This is a genomic window from Enterovibrio norvegicus (assembly GCF_002876705.1).
Taxonomy (GTDB): Bacteria; Pseudomonadota; Gammaproteobacteria; order Enterobacterales; family Vibrionaceae; genus Enterovibrio; species Enterovibrio norvegicus_B.
In genome coordinates, this window is record NZ_MDAG01000057.1 from 462,493 (window position 1) to 481,886 (window position 19,394).

Here is a 19,394-nt window from a genome sequence, read left to right on the forward strand (position 1 = left end):
TTTACAAGAGAAAAGAGTTAAATTAATCTTCGCTCAGTTAGTCACATTTAGTGAATATATATTTAGCAGCGCATTGCTCAGGAAGTCACGCCATGCAAAACACTCAGAAGATAGCAAAAGCATCATCATCGACACGGAATGTGTTGATGTTCCTTATTCCGTCCCTCCTCGGCATTTTGCTGTTCATGACGCCAGTCATGATCAATGGCGGGTTTACTATTCCTATTGCCGTTCTCGCAAAATCTTTGCTAGCGGTGTTGGGCAATTCGGCACCTGTTGTTGTCACAACCATCATTTTGGTTAGCGCCATTGGTTCTGTGTTCGCATTGGCATTCAAACCGCGCTTCATTATGAACTCAACGTTCCTGTCAGGTCTTCTTTTAGCCACGCCAGTTTGGCTGACAGTGCGCATGTTGGGGGCTGCCTTTGTGTTAATGGCGTTTTTCGGCTTTGGGCCAGAGCATGTGATTGGCGGAGCAACCGGCGGTTTTGTACTGGGCGATTTGTTACCCACCTTGCTGTCTGTATTTGTGTTCGCGGGTTTGTTCCTGCCACTGTTGACCAACTTTGGTTTGCTTGAACTGATTGGTACCTTCATGACGCGCATCATGCGTCCTTTGTTTGGATTGCCAGGGCGTTCGGCTGTTGACTGTGCGAGTTCATGGTTAGGTGATGGCAGCGTGGCGATTCTGATGTCGAGCAAGCAATACGAGCAAGGTTACTACACAGAGCGTGAAGCAGCTGTTGTTGGCACAACCTTCTCTGTGGTTTCAATCAGCTTTAGCTTGGTGGTCATTGCACAAGTTGGTTTGGAGCACATGTTCGTTCCGTTTTACCTGACGGTGTGCTTAGCAGGCTTTGTTGCTGCTATCGTTGTTCCACGTTTGCCGCCACTTTGCTGGAAGAAAAACACACTGGTTAATGGCGAAGAGAAATGCTTAGAGCATGAAGCATTACCAGAAGGCGAGACCCTGTTCAGCCATGGTGTGAAAACCGCGATTACGCGTGCATCAAAAATCCGTTCTTTAAGCGATGTGTTGAAAGAAGGCCTAGAAAACGCAGCTGACATGGTATTCGGTGTATTACCTGTTGTTATGGCTATCGGTACGTCGGCGCTGATCATTGCTGAATACACACCAATCTTTACGATTCTGGGTATGCCATTCGTACCATTGCTTGAGTTACTGCAGATACCTGAAGCGGTTGCAGCGTCTGAGACCATGCTAGTGGGTATCGCAGACATGTTTATCCCTGCGGTACTGGCTGCAAACATCGACAATGAAATGACCCGTTTTGTGGTAGCGACCTTGTCGGTCACACAGTTGATTTACATGTCAGAAGTGGGCGCATTACTGCTGGGCAGCAAAATCCCTGTGAAAGCCTGGGAATTGGTGATGATCTTCATCCTGCGTACTTTGGTAACATTACCCGTTATTGCAGGCGTGGCTCACCTGATTTTCTAATCACAGCGTGAACCCCTGAGCAGAAGAAGAAAGCGGCCATAGGCCGCTTTTTTACGTTTTACGTTCAGCGTTTCAAGGTGTAACGCGATGAAAGGCGTTTATTGGCTGTTGGTACTATCTACCACGTCATCCACTTTCGCTTCTGCCGCGTGCTTCATTTCGCTTGTTTCTGCTTTGGTATCACCCACTGCAGAATCCGCGTCATCTTTGGCCTCTTTCATTGCTTGCTCGGTTTGCACTTCGGCTTCTTTCGCCATCATGTCTACATCTGTATCCACGTCATTCACGACTGCTTTGATTTCTTCAACGCGTTCTTGGGCGGTCAATTCGGCTACGTTTGCTGCGTCATCTGCGAGAGTAGAAAAAGGCAATATTGAAAACACAGTAGCAAGAATAGCGAGATTGCGAATTGTCATGGATTAGCTCCTTAGTTAAATATCCCCAAACACCTGAATATGCGGGATTCAGAAAGCTGATTCAGGTGGTTTGGGTTCGTCCGCGTGACGATTAAGCATCACGATAAAGATACTCATCGGGTCACGTGTGTTGGTGTATTAATTGCAATACATTTAGTTTGAATAAATAGGCATAAACGGCAGGGCGTTCTTTTTGATGCGTATGAGTAACTGTGACGGCAGCCTAGCTACAAATATTTTATTTGCTGCGACAATACGTTATTCACTATCAGGTGTTTTTGTCGTTGAAGGGTGAAGGAGAGTGACAACAGTATTGTTTCTGTTTGTCTAAAGAAAAATAAAAGGACTAACCGATGAAAATTATCCTGCTTCACGGCTTATACATGCATGGCATTGCCATGATCCCACTGTGCAATCGCTTAAAAGAGGCGGGGCACGAAGTGCTCAACTTGTCTTACAACACAATTTCGCCTGATACCCCATCGTTGTTTGGCGAAATGGACGACTTTATTGATGGCGATGAAGCTGCCATTGTTGCGCATTCTATGGGCGGCGTAATAACCCGCGCCTACATGGAGGCAGACAGTGACATGAGCCACTGTGTTAAAACAGTGATTACGCTGGGTACGCCACACCAGGGCTCTAAAATTGCGGAATACTTTAAAGAGATTGGCATCGGAGATTGGATGTTCCAGTCCGCGAGTGAATACCTCATGCCAAAAGATACACCTTCGTGGCCTAAAGGTGCTGCGTTATACAGCATTGCGGGTGACATGCCCATTGGCCCAGCAAGAGTCTTGCTCGACGCAAAGCAGGGTGAGGCTTCTGATGGAACCGTATTACTGAAGGAAACAGAGATTAAGGGCATGACAAGCCATGAAACTTTTCCTCTGACGCACACAGCGCTGATTTATGCCAAGCGCGTGAGCAATCGGATACTCGATATCTTGGCGTAATACGCCCCCTGATACCGGCTTCGTGTTGCGGCCACTGGCGATGCCATTGTGCTACAAGAAAAGGGCGATGAATGAGAATTCATCGCCCTTTCGTTTTTTGTTTACTGATGTTTGTAGATGTATATACGTTTTGATAGATGTTCACTGGTGCGAATTCAGTACTTCAGTAAGCTTTCGGAAGATGTAGATTCCGCCCATTTATCAACAAATACGCCTTCAGGATCGTATTCACTCGCAAGCACATTCACATCAAATTGAGGGTGTTCTTCTGGGTCAGCATCAACGCCAGCCACTGTCTGCCAATTGCCGTAGTTTGACGACACATCAAAGTCGATAAGTTGCTGCTCAAAGTACGCAGCGCCAAATCGCCAATCAATACCCAATTCGTTGACGAGACAGCTCGCCGCAATGTGACGACCACGGCGAGACATCCAACCGGTTTGATTGAGTTGTCGCATGCAGGCATTCACAATGGGGAACTCTGTTGTGCCTTGTTCCCATGCTTTGAACTTTTCGCTATGAAAACGTGTAAGTGGTCGTTTTTGTTTGAGGCCATCAAAGGCGAACATTCTTGCCCCTTGAACATGCATCATCCATTGGTAGTACTCGCGCCATAACAGTTCTGCAAAAATGGTGCGGGTGGACTCACCGCGCCCATGGCGATACTCATAGTTATCTAGCTCTGCTGCTACCATGCGTGCTGACAATGAACCATTCGCTAACCACGCAGATAGGCGTGAAGAGAATCGCCAGCCATCCAAATCGTTTCTTGTGTCCTTGTAGTGTTTTAGCCCCTGTGTTTTCCAGAAAAACTGGTTTAATTGGAGGGAGCCGGAATCTTCCCCGCCATGGTAAGGCGTTAGGTCGTAGACAAACTCTTGTCCACCCCAAAAATCTCGTCGTTCGTCCAACACGCTTGGTAAGGACTCAGGTGCGCTAATCGGAATGCAGGGCAAAAGGTTTTGATGATCAACGTGACGTCGAAATTGAGTGAAGGTTTTCGGAAAGCTGTCTTTTGTAAAATTAATTTGATTACGTAAGTAGAGCGTAAAGCTTTCGCTGACGCTCACTTCGCTTGGCAGCACGCGTTTTAGGTACGCGACTTGTTGTTGTTCGTTAACGCCGGGATGATCCGTGACGGAGACAAGGTCAATGCCATGGCGTTGGCAAATATCTGGAATGATCTCGAGTGGGTTGCCGACTTTTACGACCAGACGTTGTTTTCGTTTTTTTAGTTCGCATTCGAGTGAACGCAACGACTGATAGAGGAATTCTTCGCGGAAACGTCCCATATGTTTTGATTGAAAGTGGGTTGGACGAAACCACTCTGGATCGATGACAAAAAGCATGATGGCTTTCTCGCAACGCCGTGTCAGCGTCACTAAAGCAGGGTTGTCACCCAGCCTCAAATCGTTCCTAAACCAAATTAGCCCTTTCATGTCGCCTCTCCTTCAATATTGGTGAATTGGTGAGCGTCGCACGTGGTATTTTGGCCGTTTACTCTCCTTCCTTGGTGACATATAACGTGGCGATTCAAATGAATACGACGAAATATGTTTAACTTTAAAGAGGATATTCTTGTTTACTGGAAGTTTAGCGTAATCGAGACAAAAGCAAGGCTATGACAAAACGAAGTGTGTGCCGGATCAAGCACTAAATCCCTGCCTTGTGAAAGAGTACTATCAGTCTGCAGCCTTAGTGAAGTATGAGTTTTTGGCGTTTCTCTGGGCTTAAGCCCTTTGTTTACTACGTTTGTCCGTTTGATCTGAATAATTATTAGTTAACGCTACTAGACACTTGATGGATATGTCAGCCTTTTTTACGGTTTTAGATGGAATATGATTCATCGATGATTATTTGCGAGCGTTGTTTCTCTATATTTGGCTAAACGAGAAAAAGAGAGAGAACACTGTGACTGACAAACATCTTTCTGAGTCAGTGCGAAATGCACTGATCGGTATATCTGGCATTCGTGAAGAAATCGATAACCAGCGTGTGTACTTTTATCAACATGAGCGCTTGTTCAGCATTATCGACGAAGACGGCCTTCAGTTCGTTGTTGGAGAAGAGTGCTTAAAAGAGGCGCTGAGGCGACCAGGGGCGAAACTAGAGCAACCTGGTGGGAAACGCTGTAAAGGTGTCATCCGTGTCGCACCAGATCAATGCACGGAAACAGAGCTCGATTTTTGGCTGTTGTTGGCACTGCCAACCAACCAAGGAACCATTGACCCGATTATATTCCACTAATCTGTCTGGCGAATCGCCCGTTCTTAAAGGCCGTGGTATCAAATGGTTTACTTGGCGCTTTTAAAGTAGGCCACGCTTGATGATGATGATGATGATGATGATGATGATGATTATCGTAGGGTAAGGTCGCCTGAGTGTGTTTCGCCTTCGTGTTGGCAGGTATTGCGAGCTAGCGTGATAGATAAATGCAGTCAAAAGTTGGTTTTTCTCGTTTTGTTTTAGCTGGCTTCTAACATCCAGATAAAAAAAGGGACTGATTTATTCAGTCCCTTTTTCGTTGTTCATTTTTTATCATGTCTATTGGCTATTTTGATGTGTAGATAGTCCAATCCATCACGACACTTTCTTCTGTTGCTTTCACACCAGCCGTGACGCGGCGGCTCAAAATTTCAGTACGGGCTTGTGAATCTGCAATCACTGGTTCACTTTCTCCGTATCCCACAATCTTAATTCGATTAGCTTGAACACCTTGTCGCGTTAGCGCACTTTTCACAGACGCTGCACGTGCCTGTGAGAGCGCGATGTTGTGTGTGTCAGAACCTGTTGGGCTTGCGTAGCCTTTTAGTTCAACACGGGTCGCTGGGAAGGTCTTCATGAACGTCGACAGTTGACGCACTTCACCGTTAAAGCTTGGGGGAATGACAGATGAATTGTTTGCGAACAGGATGTGCAATTCATTCCTTGCATTGAGTGCGACGATCTCCGCACAGCCATCATTGTTCACTTCAGCGCCTGATGCCGTTGTGGTGCAAAGGTCACGCGCATTGATCACGCCATCTTTATCATCGTCTAGCAAGCTTGCTGTTTGATCGGCCACCGGTGGATTTGAAACGGAAGTAGAACATCCGGCTAGGCCGAATGTTCCCAGTAGTACAAATGTTGAAAGTGTCAGTGTGAACTTGGTTGTTGCCAACCTTACTGCGTTCTTCATTGACCGTCTCCTTGATCGTCATAGACCGAGGTTTGCCATTCTTCTGGTGTATCGACACGAAGTTCAGAGAGTAGTAACCCTGTCGCGTTTAATACTCGGTAGCGAGCGAGAATGCCTTCGAAGTGCGCATCGAGGTAAGAGCGGCGCGCGTCGAACAGTTCATTTTCAGTGTTGAGTAGGTCAAGCAGAGTGCGTCGACCAATCAGGTATTGTTTCTCGTAAGCCGTAAGTGTTTTCGCCGACGCATCAACATGCTGTTGCAAGAAGGTCGTTTGCTTCTCAGACAGTTCTTTCGCTGTCCATGCAAGACGAGTGCTTTCATTCAACATGCGGTGTGCATTGTTACGAATGTTCTTGGCCTTGTTGATTTGGTAGGCAGCGCTGCGTGCTTCTGCAGCGTCAGTACCGCCACTGAACAGGTTATAGCGCATACGAAGCATGGCTTGGAACTCATCAGTGTCACCTGGCGAGCCATCGAGCTCTTCGCCCCATTCTTGTGACGCTTCAATGGTGAAGGTCGGGTAGAAATCGCCTTTCGCTTGTTCGTATTGGTAACGAGCGGCTTCAACGTCGTTACTTGCCACATGCACAACAGGGTTGTTTTCTTTTGCAGCAGCGAGGGCATCAACCAGAGATTGTGGAATGAAGAGGGCATCGACTTCTGGTTTTACCAACGCAGCAGGACTTTGTCCGACTACACGTTCAAACTCGGTGGTTTCATCATCGAGGTTACTGCGTGCCGCTAGGAGGTTAGTGTGGGCCTGAGCCAAACGTCCTTCAACTTGGGAAAGGTCAGCCGTTGAGCTGATACCTGAATCAGTTCGGCGCTTGATGTCTTTGTGGATACGTTCGTGGGTTTCGAGGTTTTTCAATGATAAATCTAGAATCTCTTCAGATTTTAATACATTCAGGTAAACCTCGGCCACACTCAGCGCTGTGTCTTGCGCTTCGGAAAGAAGTTGAAAGCGCTGTGCTTCAGCTTCTGACTTTGTACGTTTGATGTCGTTATAAGTAATGGCACCATCCCAAATGAGCTGACGCAAACTGATGCGAACATCTCGAGGTTTGTAGTGACCTTGATTGTTGTCATTGTCATAGTCGGAATAACCGATGCCAGCCTCTAAATCGACAGAAGGTAAATACCCGCCTTGTGACGCGTCAATTTGCTCTTCCTGACTCTTGAATTGGTTGTACGCTTCTCGAATGACTGGATTTTGAGACAGTGTCTCTGCAACAGCTTGCTCAAGTGACTGGGCAGCCGCTGACGGAATGTACACAGAAACAGTTGCTGCGAGCACCATCATGCTCATTTTTGTTGGTATGCTTTCGGTGAGTAAAGTCATTATTTTAACTTGTTGGTTTATTTGGTTAATTTTTGATTTAAAGCAAGCTGCATCAGTGTTCGTCTGCGAGAATCGCTGTCTCTTTCGGGTATAGAACGGTTTCATGAATGCTCCCTCAAAGCGTCTTGATACTACGTTAAACGATAAATCTGTTCGTTTTTCACTCGGATGAACGCAGGAAATATTGTCTAGAAGACCTACCAAAAAGTGTCTTTTTTCACGTTTTCAACAGGGCGTTCATCCCTATAAACCGCGAGAAATCACGTATTTGCTCGCGCCCATGTAAAAATAGGGCAAGTTAAACCCCTATTGACACCCCTAAAGTGGTTTATATCGCTCCGCTATCGTAAATGAGACAGGTCGAGACAAGTTAAAAGCGACCAAACTGACTCATGAGGGGTATATATGCGTTTTGTTTCGCTTACCTGACTGCGAGTTTTCAGTGGTGTTGCCTTTTTCGTATTCACTCCTTTTTCTATCCATTTCTAACAAAATCAATTTGTCTTGAGGCTGCTATCACGCTTTAGATTTTTGGTTAAGAAAAGCGAGGATTGGAGAGCATGGACGAGAAAGTATTTAGCAATGCCGAGAGAGAAAGTGAACAAGCTAACGAGCAAACTCGAGCACCATCAGTTGCGCCAACTTTCGATGCACAACTCACCGTCATTGGTGGTCAACTTTATGTGATAAGAGACGGTGTCGCTGAGCCCGTTCCTTTCGCAAATGGTGTATTAATTGGCGACACGATTGTCGCGAGGCCTAACGCCGAATACGTCGTGATGAAAAATGGCGTTCCCGTCCTCGTCAATGAGCCCTGTGCGACCTGTATTCGTATCAATGAAGGTGAAATAGAAGCGATTGCACTGGCGGAAAATTTCGATTTTCGAGAGTCTTCTCAAGCAATTACCTTGTTGAATGACGACATTAGTGCGTTGCAACAGGCTATTTTAGAAGGCGCAGACCCGACAGAAGAGTTTGAGGCACCTGCGGCTGGTGGTGTGCTGAGTTCATCAATCAGTGGTTTTGCCATCATCGAATACAACTTCACAAGTGTATTAGCCCAGGCGGGTTTTTCGACGAGTTATTCACCGCAAGCTTCCACGATTGTTGACGATGATGATGTTGCCGTCATCTCTGCCGCTGGCGGGGAAACGTTTGGGCTGTCTATTCGGGAAGGTGATCTTGTAACGCTGGATGCAAGTGATGGATACCCAGTCACCGTAGACGCCAAACTGCTCGTTGCTTCTGGCTCCTTGCCCATCGACCCAAATAGCTTTGTATTCGACACCCTGGGGCTGTCAACACTGCTTTCTGAACTCGCGTCTGAAACGAATAGTGACGGCAATGCGGTGACGTATGCCATTAGCGATGACGGTAAAACCCTGAGGGGAAGCGTTAACGGTGAAGCCGTGCTTACCCTTTCGTTATCTGGTGAGGCATCAGGAAGAGATGCCTCACTCAACGCCTCCATCACCTTGTACCAACCGCTCGATCATATTGCCGATGATGGTGCAGGGTTAGTGCGCGTGGTGGGGGATGAAATTCTCTTTTCCGTCCTGATCCAAGCATTTGATGCGAGTGGAAATGCTTTGCGCGAGGCGGTCGAGATGAATGTGGCCATCATTGATGGTAGCAATCCTTCTGCAAGCCCAAGCAGCCACACGCACAATGAAAATGAGTTGGACTATATATCGGAACCTATCCCGTTAAATATAGATATCAACAGTGATGCGCTCGCAAATGTACGATTTAGCGCGACGCCAGCGCTTATCAGTGTCCTTGAGTCCATAACCAGTGATGGAGAGCCAACCCAATACACCATCACTGACACTGCAATCACTGTTACTTTGGCGTCGGATCCTTCGGTCACGGTATTTTCATTGATGCTTGCCCCCCAAGCAGATGGTTCCTACGCCTATGTCGTGACCCAAAATGCAGCAATGGATAATACCGACGATAAAGACAGTATTGTTGTGCCTGTCACTGTCGATGTCACTGACAAAGACGGTGACACCGTTCAAGCTGCATTCAATGTGTCTTTGGAAGATGGAGATAATGCTTCGGGCGCTGCCGCTGTTATCTCTGGTGACTATGGCATTAAAGAAACCACGCCAGGCACTCCAGAAGCCCCCGCTATTGGCGAGATTACGCTTGATGCTGGAGCTGACAGGCTATTGCCAGATACGATCTTCATTTCTAACCTGAATGAAGAAAGTGGTGTGCCAGGGTTATTGAATGAGCTAAATACGCTTTCTTCAGATGGTGAAGGGCTGACATTTGCTATTGCGTCAGGATCACCGTCAGGCACGATTGTACTGAACGGTATTAAGCCTGATGGCACGGTTGTAGCAACGCTGACGTTAATCTCTTCGCAAGCCGCTGACGGGAAGGGGCTAACAATATCTTCAAATTGGGTGCTTTCCGAACCGTTAGACCATGAAAATGGCGCGACCTACAGCGCGAATCGCTGGGTGAAATTCATTCAGTCCATCGATGGGCAAGGGAAGGCGGTTGAAACGTTTGTCATAGACGTTCAACTGCAAACGCGAGATTCCGACGGTGACTTGCTCGATGCGCCTATTAACGTCAGTTACAGTGTGATTGATGGGTTAACGCCAACCATTCAAGCGGCTGACTCTGACGTCACTGATCCAGCATTTAACGCGCAGCCTTCAGAAATAACGACATCCCTCGGCGTTGTGGCGGGGAGTGACCGCATTGAATCGATTGTATGGAACGTGTCGCCATCGCTGATAACGCAATTGGAATCGCTGACCAGTAATGGGAATGCGTTGTCATTGATCCCGGCGGATGCTGACATTAATGGCTCTTCTGAGCCCATCACTTTGGGATATACCGCTGCTGATGGCTCGGTCATCACAGTGCTTAGTGTGGCCTTGTTGCCTGACACGGGACAATACAAAGTGGTGCTGTCGGAAGCACTCGACCAATCTGATACTGTCACTTTACCGCTTGGTGTTCGCGTGACGGATGTCGATGGTGATTTCAATACCAGTGATTTCGAATTGGTGGTGCGAGATGGAGCACCACCGAGTTTACACCCAGTTGATGCCGATATGTTCGATCCTGAAACTGGCTCAACAGGTCAAACTGAAAGTGTCAGCTTAGGTTTAACCGAGGGTTCAGACGCGGTCGAAAGTATCATCTTCACTGTGCCTGCGGGATTAGAGGCAGCGCTGGATGCGCTAACCAGTAATGGATATCAAACACGCGTTGAACCCCAACCTCTTTCGAGTGTGACTGACGAAATCCGTGTGCTTGTTGATGATGTATCAGCGCCAAACAACGGCGCTACAGTGCTCACTATTTCGCTCGACGTGGATGCAAACAACGATGCCTCTGGCAGCTATACAGTCTCTCAACCTTTGTCTATTGACCAGCCTTCCGACACCATTGAATTGCCTCTGGGCGTGCAGGTAAAGGACACCGACGGTGACACTGCTAATGGGCAGTTCACTATCACATTGAACGATGTCGAGCCTTTGGTGACACCGTCGATAAATGTGGTGGTGTCAGTCGATGAACCAGACCTTACGCCTCAAGGCACAGAAACGGGTTATCCCGATTCGTCGTCTACCAGTTTTAATATCGGCTCGATTCACGACAGGTTGCTGCCAGACAGTATCGGTATTGCAGCCGAATCTGTGTCAACGATAGTTGCTGCGCTCGATGCGAACCTTACCAGTGGCGGTCAAGCGATGAGCTTTTCGTACGACGAAGCCAGTGCAACACTGACGGGCTCGGTGAATGGCAACGAAGCGATCGTAATTACGTTCAGTGCGCATCAAACTGTAGGGGGGCCAGGACTCGGTGCAACGGCGTCTGTCAAAATTTCCATGCCCATTGACCATGTCGAAGATGCAAGTCTCACTGGGTTAGTGGAGATAGATGGCAATCAGATTCGAATCAAAATCCCCGTTCAGGTAAAAGACACCGATGGTGATTTGTTGGCGACGCCTGTTGATGTGCGAGTCAACATTGTTGATGGCGAGCCACCTGCTATTACAAGTGCACCTGCATTGACAGTGGAAGAGAGCGATATCAATGCAAATGGCAGTGGCTCGAATGCAAACCGTTCAGGTACAACTCCCGGAGGCTCGGGGACTGATGGCGATACTGCGCGGGGGAAATTACTGGTTGATAGTGGAAGTGACGCCGTCACTGATTATGCGTTGGACGTTGGCTTGTTTGCGTCGAACAATGGGGTTACTTCCAATGGGGTCGTGGTAACACTGTCAGAGCCTATCCAATCAGGTGAGTCGAAAGTGTATACCGGATATGCAGGCACACGCCCTGTGTTTACGGTGACCTTGAGTAACCAAGGGGTATACACCTTTACGTTGACGGGTGCGCTCGATCATTCGGTTCAAGGCAAAGATACCGTGTCTGTCCAACTTCCCATTCGTATTACCGATGCTGATGGTGATGTGAGCGATGTGAAAAATATCGTCGTCAACGTCGTGGATGATGTGCCGTTTTCACTCGAAACGGATGGCGTAGGTGTCGGTGGGGGGAGCTTAATTACTGAGGAAGGTGAATCATCAGCGCGCGTCACTCTTTTACCCAGCCGCAATCGTGGGGCTGATGATGCCGTGATTAAGTCTGTCACTATCAATGGTGAGCAACATGAGTTGGTTCAGGGGCTGAATAACCGATTTACCGTGACCGAAGGCGTGGGTGGCCAAGCGTTAGGCACCTTGGTCATTCAAAGCAGCGGTAACGTTCAGTTCATTGCGAACCCTGATATTGACCACTTAGGGACAACGGAAAACCGTATCGAAGAAAGTTTTAGCTACGAGATTTTTGATGGTGATGGCGATATCGTCGTGGGCACCACGGAAATCATTGTTGTAGATAACGAGCCACAGTTGATTGTGGTGAATTCAAGTGGCATTGAAGATCAAGGTCGAGATCTCGACCCGAACGATGAAAACGTTCTGAATCCAGAAAATGGTATTGAGGTAAACATCACGGTTGATGTTGGAGACAGCGACCAAAGCGAACATGTTGATCATGTGCTCATTACCTTACCAAATAACGCTCACGGCACGTTCTACGCAAACGGTACAGCGCTGCCTATCTCTGTTGATCAAGTGAGTAGTGGTCAAGTCAGGCTAGACGGCGCGCTGTTTTCTCCTGATGCGCAAAATGAATTGTGGACGCTGCAAAACGTCACCTTCGTGCCTGACCAAGATTATTCCGCCGCGAATGGTATCCCTTCGTTTACCGTGACGGGATTTGTCACGGACAACCAAGGCAGCCAACGACAGCTGACCGACCAAACCTTCACGATCACAGTTGAAGGCATCGCAGACACACCACAATGGAACGACACAGACTCCGTACTGTTTTACAGCATTGAAGAAGACAGTGACGGTGCAACGTTGAATTTGGTTGCTGACCTGCAAGATGCGGACAACTCAGAAAGCCTGAATTATGTTGTCACCCTGCAAAGCGGTGAGGGATCTTTGTTGCTCAATGGGCAAACGTTGTCGCCTGTGAATGGTAAATATGAAATTTCAGCTGCCGATATCAATAACATCGTGGTGAAACCGAACGCGCATTTTTCGGGCGACATTGCGTTGTCCGTTGTTGCGCAGAGCAAAGAATCTTCGCCATTTGTGTCGGGTCAACAAACGGCAGACTCGGAAGCCAGGACCGTCACAGTGGCTGTCGATCCAGTGGCAGATACCACCACGTTAAAGGTCAGTCGCGCAAATGGCTTGGAAGATACTGCCATTGACCTTTCTCCTCATATTAGTTTGACGGATTCGGCTGATGTTGACGGTTCAGAATCCTTGTATGTGTGGATTTCAGACATTCCAGAAGGGGCAACCCTGTTACTGGCGGATGGCTCCGAAGTAACAGATACCAACGGTGTTTACGAAATCGCTTATACGGAAGTGCCTGGTTTAACCTTCTTGCCGCCACCTGAAGCAAATGGCAATTTTTCCATCAATGTTCGTGGTGTGGTGAAAGACACTGCAGTCATCACCAATGCTGCAGGTGTGGCATCGAGTGTGACGACAGTGAGTGAAACTGCATCGAAACTGCTCAACATTGTGGTTAAAGGTGTCGCTGATGAGCCTGAAATAACGGCTGACACGGGCAACGTATGGACGCCCATCATTGAAGGCGGTATAGAAACCGGCATTGAAACCACCATTAAGGAAGATGGCTCGGTGTCCTTGTCTTTCCAAATTAAATCGGGTGAAGAGGCTAAAGCGCTAGCGGGCGATAACTCTGAAACCCTAACCACGCTGGTGACAAATATTCCGCCCGGCGTAAAGCTTTACGATAACAACGAGCAGGAAATTAACCTCGTTTATGCTGGTGTGGATGCGCAAGGCGAGCCTCAGTATCAAGCCAAGGTTGATGGTTTAGAAGATGTTGAGTTGGTTCCTCCACTAGGAAGCACAGAAGACATTACCTTGGATGTGATCATTGTGGTCACCGAAGACGATGGTGACACGCTGACGGTGCGCAAAGAAGTGACTGTGCACATTGAACCAAGCATTGATGCATCAGATTACACCTTGGGGTCACAAGGCAATGAAGATGCGAACATTCCCATCAATTGGCGACCTTCGACTGACCAAGGGTTTACAGATAACAACGAATCCATTACTGCAATCACCTTCAATATGTCGACGACCGCCATTGCTGCGGGGTACACCCTAACGATTCAGGGCGAATCTGCGCCGTTGTCTTTCGTTAATGGCAAGGTCGTTCTGACGAGTGCACAAGTTGCGGCGCTGAACAGTGGCAGTGACGTACTGATGCAAGCGCCAGAAAATTCGGATGTTGATCGCGATCTAGGCCTCAGCGTAGAACTGACTGTGCAACAAACAGATGTCGATTCTTCCGTGATTGATTCTAAAGTCATCACGGGTGATCTTGATGTGGTTATCCGCGCGGTGGTTGAAGATGGCAGCATTGCATTGCTCAATGGCAGCGATACCGCGGTAACGGCAGTCAGTGATAACGGGACGGGGATGATTTCACTGTCTGCATCTGACCAGCGTTTGGCATTTGTGACTGATGAAGGCATCAATACCGACGGCTCGAGCGATGAAGTGATCGACTCTGTTGTTATTTCGTTTGTAAAAGACGCGGCAGGGTCTGAGTTTGACCCACCTGATCAAGTCTTCTTTGATAATTTCTTCATTGAGGGTGGCATTAACAATGGTGACGGCAGTTGGACAGTGCCAAAAAGTGGATTAGCACAATTGGAAATATCCACGTCAACGCCTCTTAGTGAGCCCGTTTTCATCAAGGTGGTTGCAGAAGTGCAAGACCAAGGTGACAACAGCGAAGGCAATGCGAGCGCCATTGATGAGCAAGCGCCCGTTGTTTTGACGCTTAACTTCACTGGATCTACGGATAATACCCAAGATGCCGGAACCGTTACTTTGGTTGATGTGCAAAACATCACGGGGATTGAAGACCGTGACGTTGACCTAGGCACACAGCTGAATGGGCGCATTTCTATCGACAGTTCGGACGCAGCTGCTGATGAGCTCAGTGTGATCATCAAAGCAGATGACTTGCCTGCAAACGTTGCTGTGACAGGCATGGAGTTCAATTACGAAACGAGTGAGTACGTGGCGAAAGTCACGGTTGGTAGTGGCGGCGAGTATGATCTTTCAAGCATAGGTTTACGTCTGCCGACCCATTTCGCGGGTGATTTTGTTGTCCCAGTTAAGTGGGTAACAACAGATACAGTGAGCGGTCATACCAAAGAAACAGACGACAGTTTTACCGTGGTCATTGCGCCAGAGGTTGATGGTGTCACTGTCAGCGTTAACGTGCTTGAAACGGATGGATTGGGTGCAGACAAACAACCCGTCTCCGATCCTGCTGATTCAGTGCCGATATCAGGACAAGCGTTAGAAGATGGCATTGTAAAACTTTCGTTCACAACGGCATTGGACGACCCGGATACCGACATTCAACAAGGCGTAGAAAGCGTTACACAAATAGTACTGAGCGTTGACAGCGCGATGGGGCAATTTGTGGATGAAAATGGATTAAATGGTGCGCAAAGCATCACAGTGACGGAAGCTGAACTTTCTTCGATCTATTTCAAGCCTACTGAAAATTACAGTGGTCCTGTCAATGTGACCGTTAAAACGACGGTAACAGATGTTGCTCAAAATGATGATTCAGGCTTACCAAACGCCAGTTCAACGCAGGAAGTGACGAATCAAGTCTCGTTCAATGTGGTTGCTATGCACGACCCCGTCGACTTTTTTGGAAACACGTCTCCGATCCAAGGTAACGAAGATGAAACAGGCGGTATTCGGTTAACCGGATTAGCAGCAAAACTCACCGATCTGGATGGGTCAGAACACATAGTATCGGTCAAACTCACCGGTTTACCCGATGACTTCCAAGTCTCAACACTTGGCAGTCACTTAGTCCAAAACAGTGGGGGCGGAGAGTGGACGATCAGTGTGCCCGCGAACAGCGCGACCATTGATTTCGACGATATCGTGGTGATCCCACCGAACAACTTTAGTGGCACCTTCAATGTCGGACTGGTGGTTTACACCGACGAAACGACCTTGTCCTCTCCAAAAGCCCATTCCACGTCTGTTGATATTCAGGTAAACCCCATTGCTGATGGCGTTGATACCGACATCACGACCTCCGTGACTGGGGCGGAAGATGAAACCATTACATTGCCGTTAGATATCCAGGTTATCGATAAGGGGCCAAGTTACAGCGGCGGAAGCAGCGCCATCTCAGAAAACCCTGCGGAGACGATAAAAATTGTTGTCATCAATGTGCCAGACTCGGCCACGTTGAGTTTGCCAAGTGATGTTGCGTCTGGCAGCAGTGCAATCAAACAGCCTGATGGAAGTTGGGTCATCATTGCCAATCAAACCACTTTATCCTCATTGCTTTTCATGCCGGGTGATGCCAACGAACTCAATTGGGATGGGCAGTTGTCTGTGTCTATTCGCTCTGTCGATAACGGTGTTGAAGCGGAAAGCACACTTTGGGTGAACCAAACGATAAATGTGACGGTGTCACCTGTTAATGACGCCCCTGAGCTAACTGTGCCAGCGACAGCGCTAACGGTCGATGAAGACACGCCTCTCTTGATTGAATCGATTCGCGTTAAAGACATCGATGCCAATGAAAGCAGCGGTCATTCGATAACCGTTGAAATTGCCGCAGTGGACGGTGTGTTGTCCATTCCAACCTCTGCCGATACCACAGGCATAACGATCACCGGCGCAGGTACGGCAACCCTCAAGCTGGAAGGCACGTTGGATGCTATTAATGCATTGTTGGGAGAATCTGGCGGCGGTGGGATTTTGTATACCGGCGCTTCGAACTTCGCGGGTGAAGAAACATTAACCGTGTCTGTTAACGATAATGGCAACACGGGGACGGGAGGGGAGCTTACAGACTCTGGCACTATCACCGTGAACGTCACGCCAAAACCAGATGTGCCGACGCTTGTATTGAACAATGCGCAGTCTGCGTCTGTTGGCGGCGCAACTGCGGCGATCATTCCGCTTCTTGGTTTAGTCGCTGCACTGACCGATGCAGCTGAAACATTGAGTGTTGAGATTCGCGGCATTCCCAATGACATGACGTTCGTAAATGCACAAGGCGTTGCAGTGGGCACGGGGCCTGTTGGTGGTGTTTTGACGCTCACGCCAACAGAACTTTCGCAGCTTCATGTCATGGGTAACACCCCGCAATCGACGACAGTGCAGGTTGTCGCGATTTCATCGACAGACCAAGAAAGCGCGGCGTCCTCCGCGATTGATCTCAATATCTCTGTCATTGACCCAAGCCAAGGCGCAATTGCTGCACAAGATGCATCAGCTGAAAACATTGTTGTCTCTGGCGCTGAAGCGGCAACGTTAGAGGGTGGCGCGAACATTGACACCTTAATCGGTGGTTTGGGCGAAGACATTCTGACTGGGGGGCAAGGAGACGACACACTATGGGGCGGTTTACTAAACGGTAACGGTGACAACGCGAAAGATCGTTTCGTATGGACGGCGTCTGATCTGGGGTCAAGCACGGTGCCATCGACGGACACTGTCATGGATTTTGAGCCTAACTTCGATGTCATTGATTTGAGCGCTGCAATGGATGTCGCGCAGCTGTTAAGTTTCGATGTGCTCACGCAATCATTGTCATTGTCCGAATCAAATGGTGAAGCATTGTTGAGTATCAGTAATGGTGGAAGTGAGGTTCAACATATCGCGTTTTCTGGCGTGAGCCTTGATGCGTTAGTAGGAAGTGCATCGTCTGGACTCTCTCAATCGGAGTTGCTAGAAGCGATGGTGAACAAGGGTAACCTTTACCTTGGCGATACCATTGGGAGCGCGGCCGACGACAACCTATCAGCGCAAGCGGGAGGACAGAGTCTGTTTGGGCTAGACGGAAATGACACACTGCAAGCGGGTACGGGTAACGACATCCTCACTGGTGGGGCTGGTAATGACGTATTCACTTGGCTTGAATCATCGTTGAGCACTCCCACCAATAGTGACATCGTCACAGATTTTGAGTTGGGTGAAGACGTGCTTTATATCAGTGGCTTACTGCCAGATTTGGGTGCCAACCCTGACGTGAATGATCTACTTCCTTACATTGACGAAGCCACTGTTGATGCACAAGGCACTATCACGTTAGGGATTATCTCGGGCAGCCAGCAGCAAGACATTGAATTGCAACAGATGGACATTACGAGTTCGGGTTTACATCTCTCTGCTGGCGCGGAAACCAGTGCGATCATTAACGCGTTGATTGAGCAACAAGCCCTCAAAATGGATTAAGTAATCCGAGATGATTTGAGAGGGAGCACGATAAATTTTGATTAATGAGGCATTTGTTTATAGATCGTGACTATGCTGTAAAAGTACATTTTTTCATTTCCGCGTCATAAACCCATCGAGATTTGGCATGAGTACAGAACTAAAAAGTTCAATCTTGACAGAAAGTGGAACCAACGAGCTCGAGATTATCGAGTTTAGCTTGTTAAAGAAACAGCCAGACGGTTCCAAGAAGATTTGTTATTACGGCATTAACGTAGCAAAAGTTAGAGAAGTCATACGCGTTCCTGACACAACAGATTACCCGAATGCACAACCGAATGTGTTGGGGGTGTTTTCGTTACGCGGAAAACTTATTCCTCTGGTCGACCTTGCCAGTTGGTTGGGTGTGCCGACTGAAAATGACCTTGAAAACAAAGTCGTTATCGTGACTGATTTCAATCGCATGGCGAATGGCTTTTTGGTCGACAGCGTGAGCCGCATACATCGCATTTCTTGGGAGGAAGTCGAGTCTCCTTCCCAGTTTCTTGAGGCATCTGATCAGGATTGCGTTGTGGCTGTTGTTCGACAGAACACCAATCTCATCATGATCCTCGACTTCGAGAAAGTCATTGCTGACATCAATCCAGAACTCAGTATGGAAAAATACGATGTCACCAAAGATAAACGCGTGGTTATTGATGATGCAATGATGGCCAAGCGTGAAGCGAAAACCATTATGGTGGTTGATGACTCCGCCTTTATCAGGCGCTTGATCGAAAATACACTGCGGTCAGCGGGGTATAACGTGATTTCGGCGAAAGACGGCGGTCAAGCACTGGATTCGCTAACAGAGTTTGTGCGTTTGTGTAACGAGGAAAACCTCCCCATTTCAGAGTTCGTTGATGGCATTGTAACCGACGTGGAAATGCCAAAAATGGACGGTATGCACTTAGTCAAGCGTCTACGAGAAATCGAAGAATATAAAACGACGCCTATCGTCATGTTTTCGTCACTGATGAGTGATGATAACCGTCGAAAAGCCATTGAGTTAGGTGCGAACGATACGATCACCAAGCCAGAAATTGGACGTATGGTGGGCTTGATGGACAGCTTTGTGTTGAATATCGAGCCACCCAGCGGGTCGGGGAGCACACCGGCCCCTGAAAGCGAAGAATAATTCACGCTCAGATAGCCTTTCTTTGGCTAACCCGGTAGAAACAAAAAGCGCCC

9 protein-coding genes are annotated in these 19,394 nt (G+C 48.1%); 5 read left to right on the plus strand and 4 right to left on the minus strand.

The features are described from left to right. Positions 1-92: 92 nt before the first annotated feature. The gene (locus BCT27_RS21450) at positions 93-1,463 is read left to right on the plus strand and encodes a YjiH family protein (protein ID WP_017013735.1); all 1,371 of its coding nucleotides are present in this window, start codon (positions 93-95) and stop codon (positions 1,461-1,463) included. A 98-nt stretch (positions 1,464-1,561) separates the two neighbouring features. Here the strand turns inward: BCT27_RS21450 and BCT27_RS21455 are convergent, their stop codons facing one another. Continuing rightward, positions 1,562-1,879, minus strand: coding sequence for a hypothetical protein (locus BCT27_RS21455; protein ID WP_102396715.1), 318 nt, complete (start codon positions 1,877-1,879; stop codon positions 1,562-1,564). A gap of 353 nt (positions 1,880-2,232) precedes the next feature. Here BCT27_RS21455 and BCT27_RS21460 point away from each other — a divergent pair, with 353 nt between their 5' ends. Next, entirely contained in the window at positions 2,233-2,835 is a 603-nt protein-coding gene (locus tag BCT27_RS21460; protein WP_102316413.1) for a PGAP1-like alpha/beta domain-containing protein, read from the plus strand. A 155-nt stretch (positions 2,836-2,990) separates the two neighbouring features. Here the strand turns inward: BCT27_RS21460 and BCT27_RS21465 are convergent, their stop codons facing one another. Further along, complete coding sequence (locus BCT27_RS21465) at positions 2,991-4,274, minus strand: DASH family cryptochrome (RefSeq protein ID WP_102396716.1); 1,284 nt, start codon at positions 4,272-4,274, stop codon at positions 2,991-2,993. Positions 4,275-4,746: 472 nt separating this feature from the next. Here BCT27_RS21465 and BCT27_RS21470 point away from each other — a divergent pair, with 472 nt between their 5' ends. Next, positions 4,747-5,082 carry a hypothetical protein gene (locus BCT27_RS21470; RefSeq protein ID WP_102316415.1) on the plus strand — a complete coding sequence of 112 codons (336 nt, stop codon included), beginning with the start codon at positions 4,747-4,749 and terminating at the stop codon, positions 5,080-5,082. Between the two features lie 304 nt (positions 5,083-5,386). Here BCT27_RS21470 and BCT27_RS21475 read toward each other — a convergent pair whose 3' ends face one another. Further along, positions 5,387-6,013: an OmpA family protein gene (locus tag BCT27_RS21475; protein WP_102316416.1), complete on the minus strand. Its 627-nt coding sequence runs from the start codon at positions 6,011-6,013 to the stop codon at positions 5,387-5,389. Continuing rightward, positions 6,010-7,461, minus strand: a complete 1,452-nt coding sequence (locus BCT27_RS21480; protein WP_102316417.1) for a TolC family outer membrane protein — start codon at positions 7,459-7,461, stop codon at positions 6,010-6,012. The genes BCT27_RS21475 and BCT27_RS21480 overlap by 4 nt, the downstream gene beginning before the upstream one ends. A 455-nt stretch (positions 7,462-7,916) precedes the next feature. On the opposite strand from BCT27_RS21480, the gene BCT27_RS21485 reads away from it, so the two are divergent. Together BCT27_RS21485 and BCT27_RS21490 are read left to right on the plus strand one after the other, a co-directional pair. Next, positions 7,917-18,185 carry a retention module-containing protein gene (locus BCT27_RS21485; protein ID WP_102396717.1) on the plus strand — a complete coding sequence of 3,423 codons (10,269 nt, stop codon included), beginning with the start codon at positions 7,917-7,919 and terminating at the stop codon, positions 18,183-18,185. 127 nt (positions 18,186-18,312) lie between these two features. After that, complete coding sequence (locus BCT27_RS21490; RefSeq protein WP_102392274.1) at positions 18,313-19,341, plus strand: chemotaxis protein; 1,029 nt, start codon at positions 18,313-18,315, stop codon at positions 19,339-19,341. Positions 19,342-19,394: the final 53 nt, after the last annotated feature.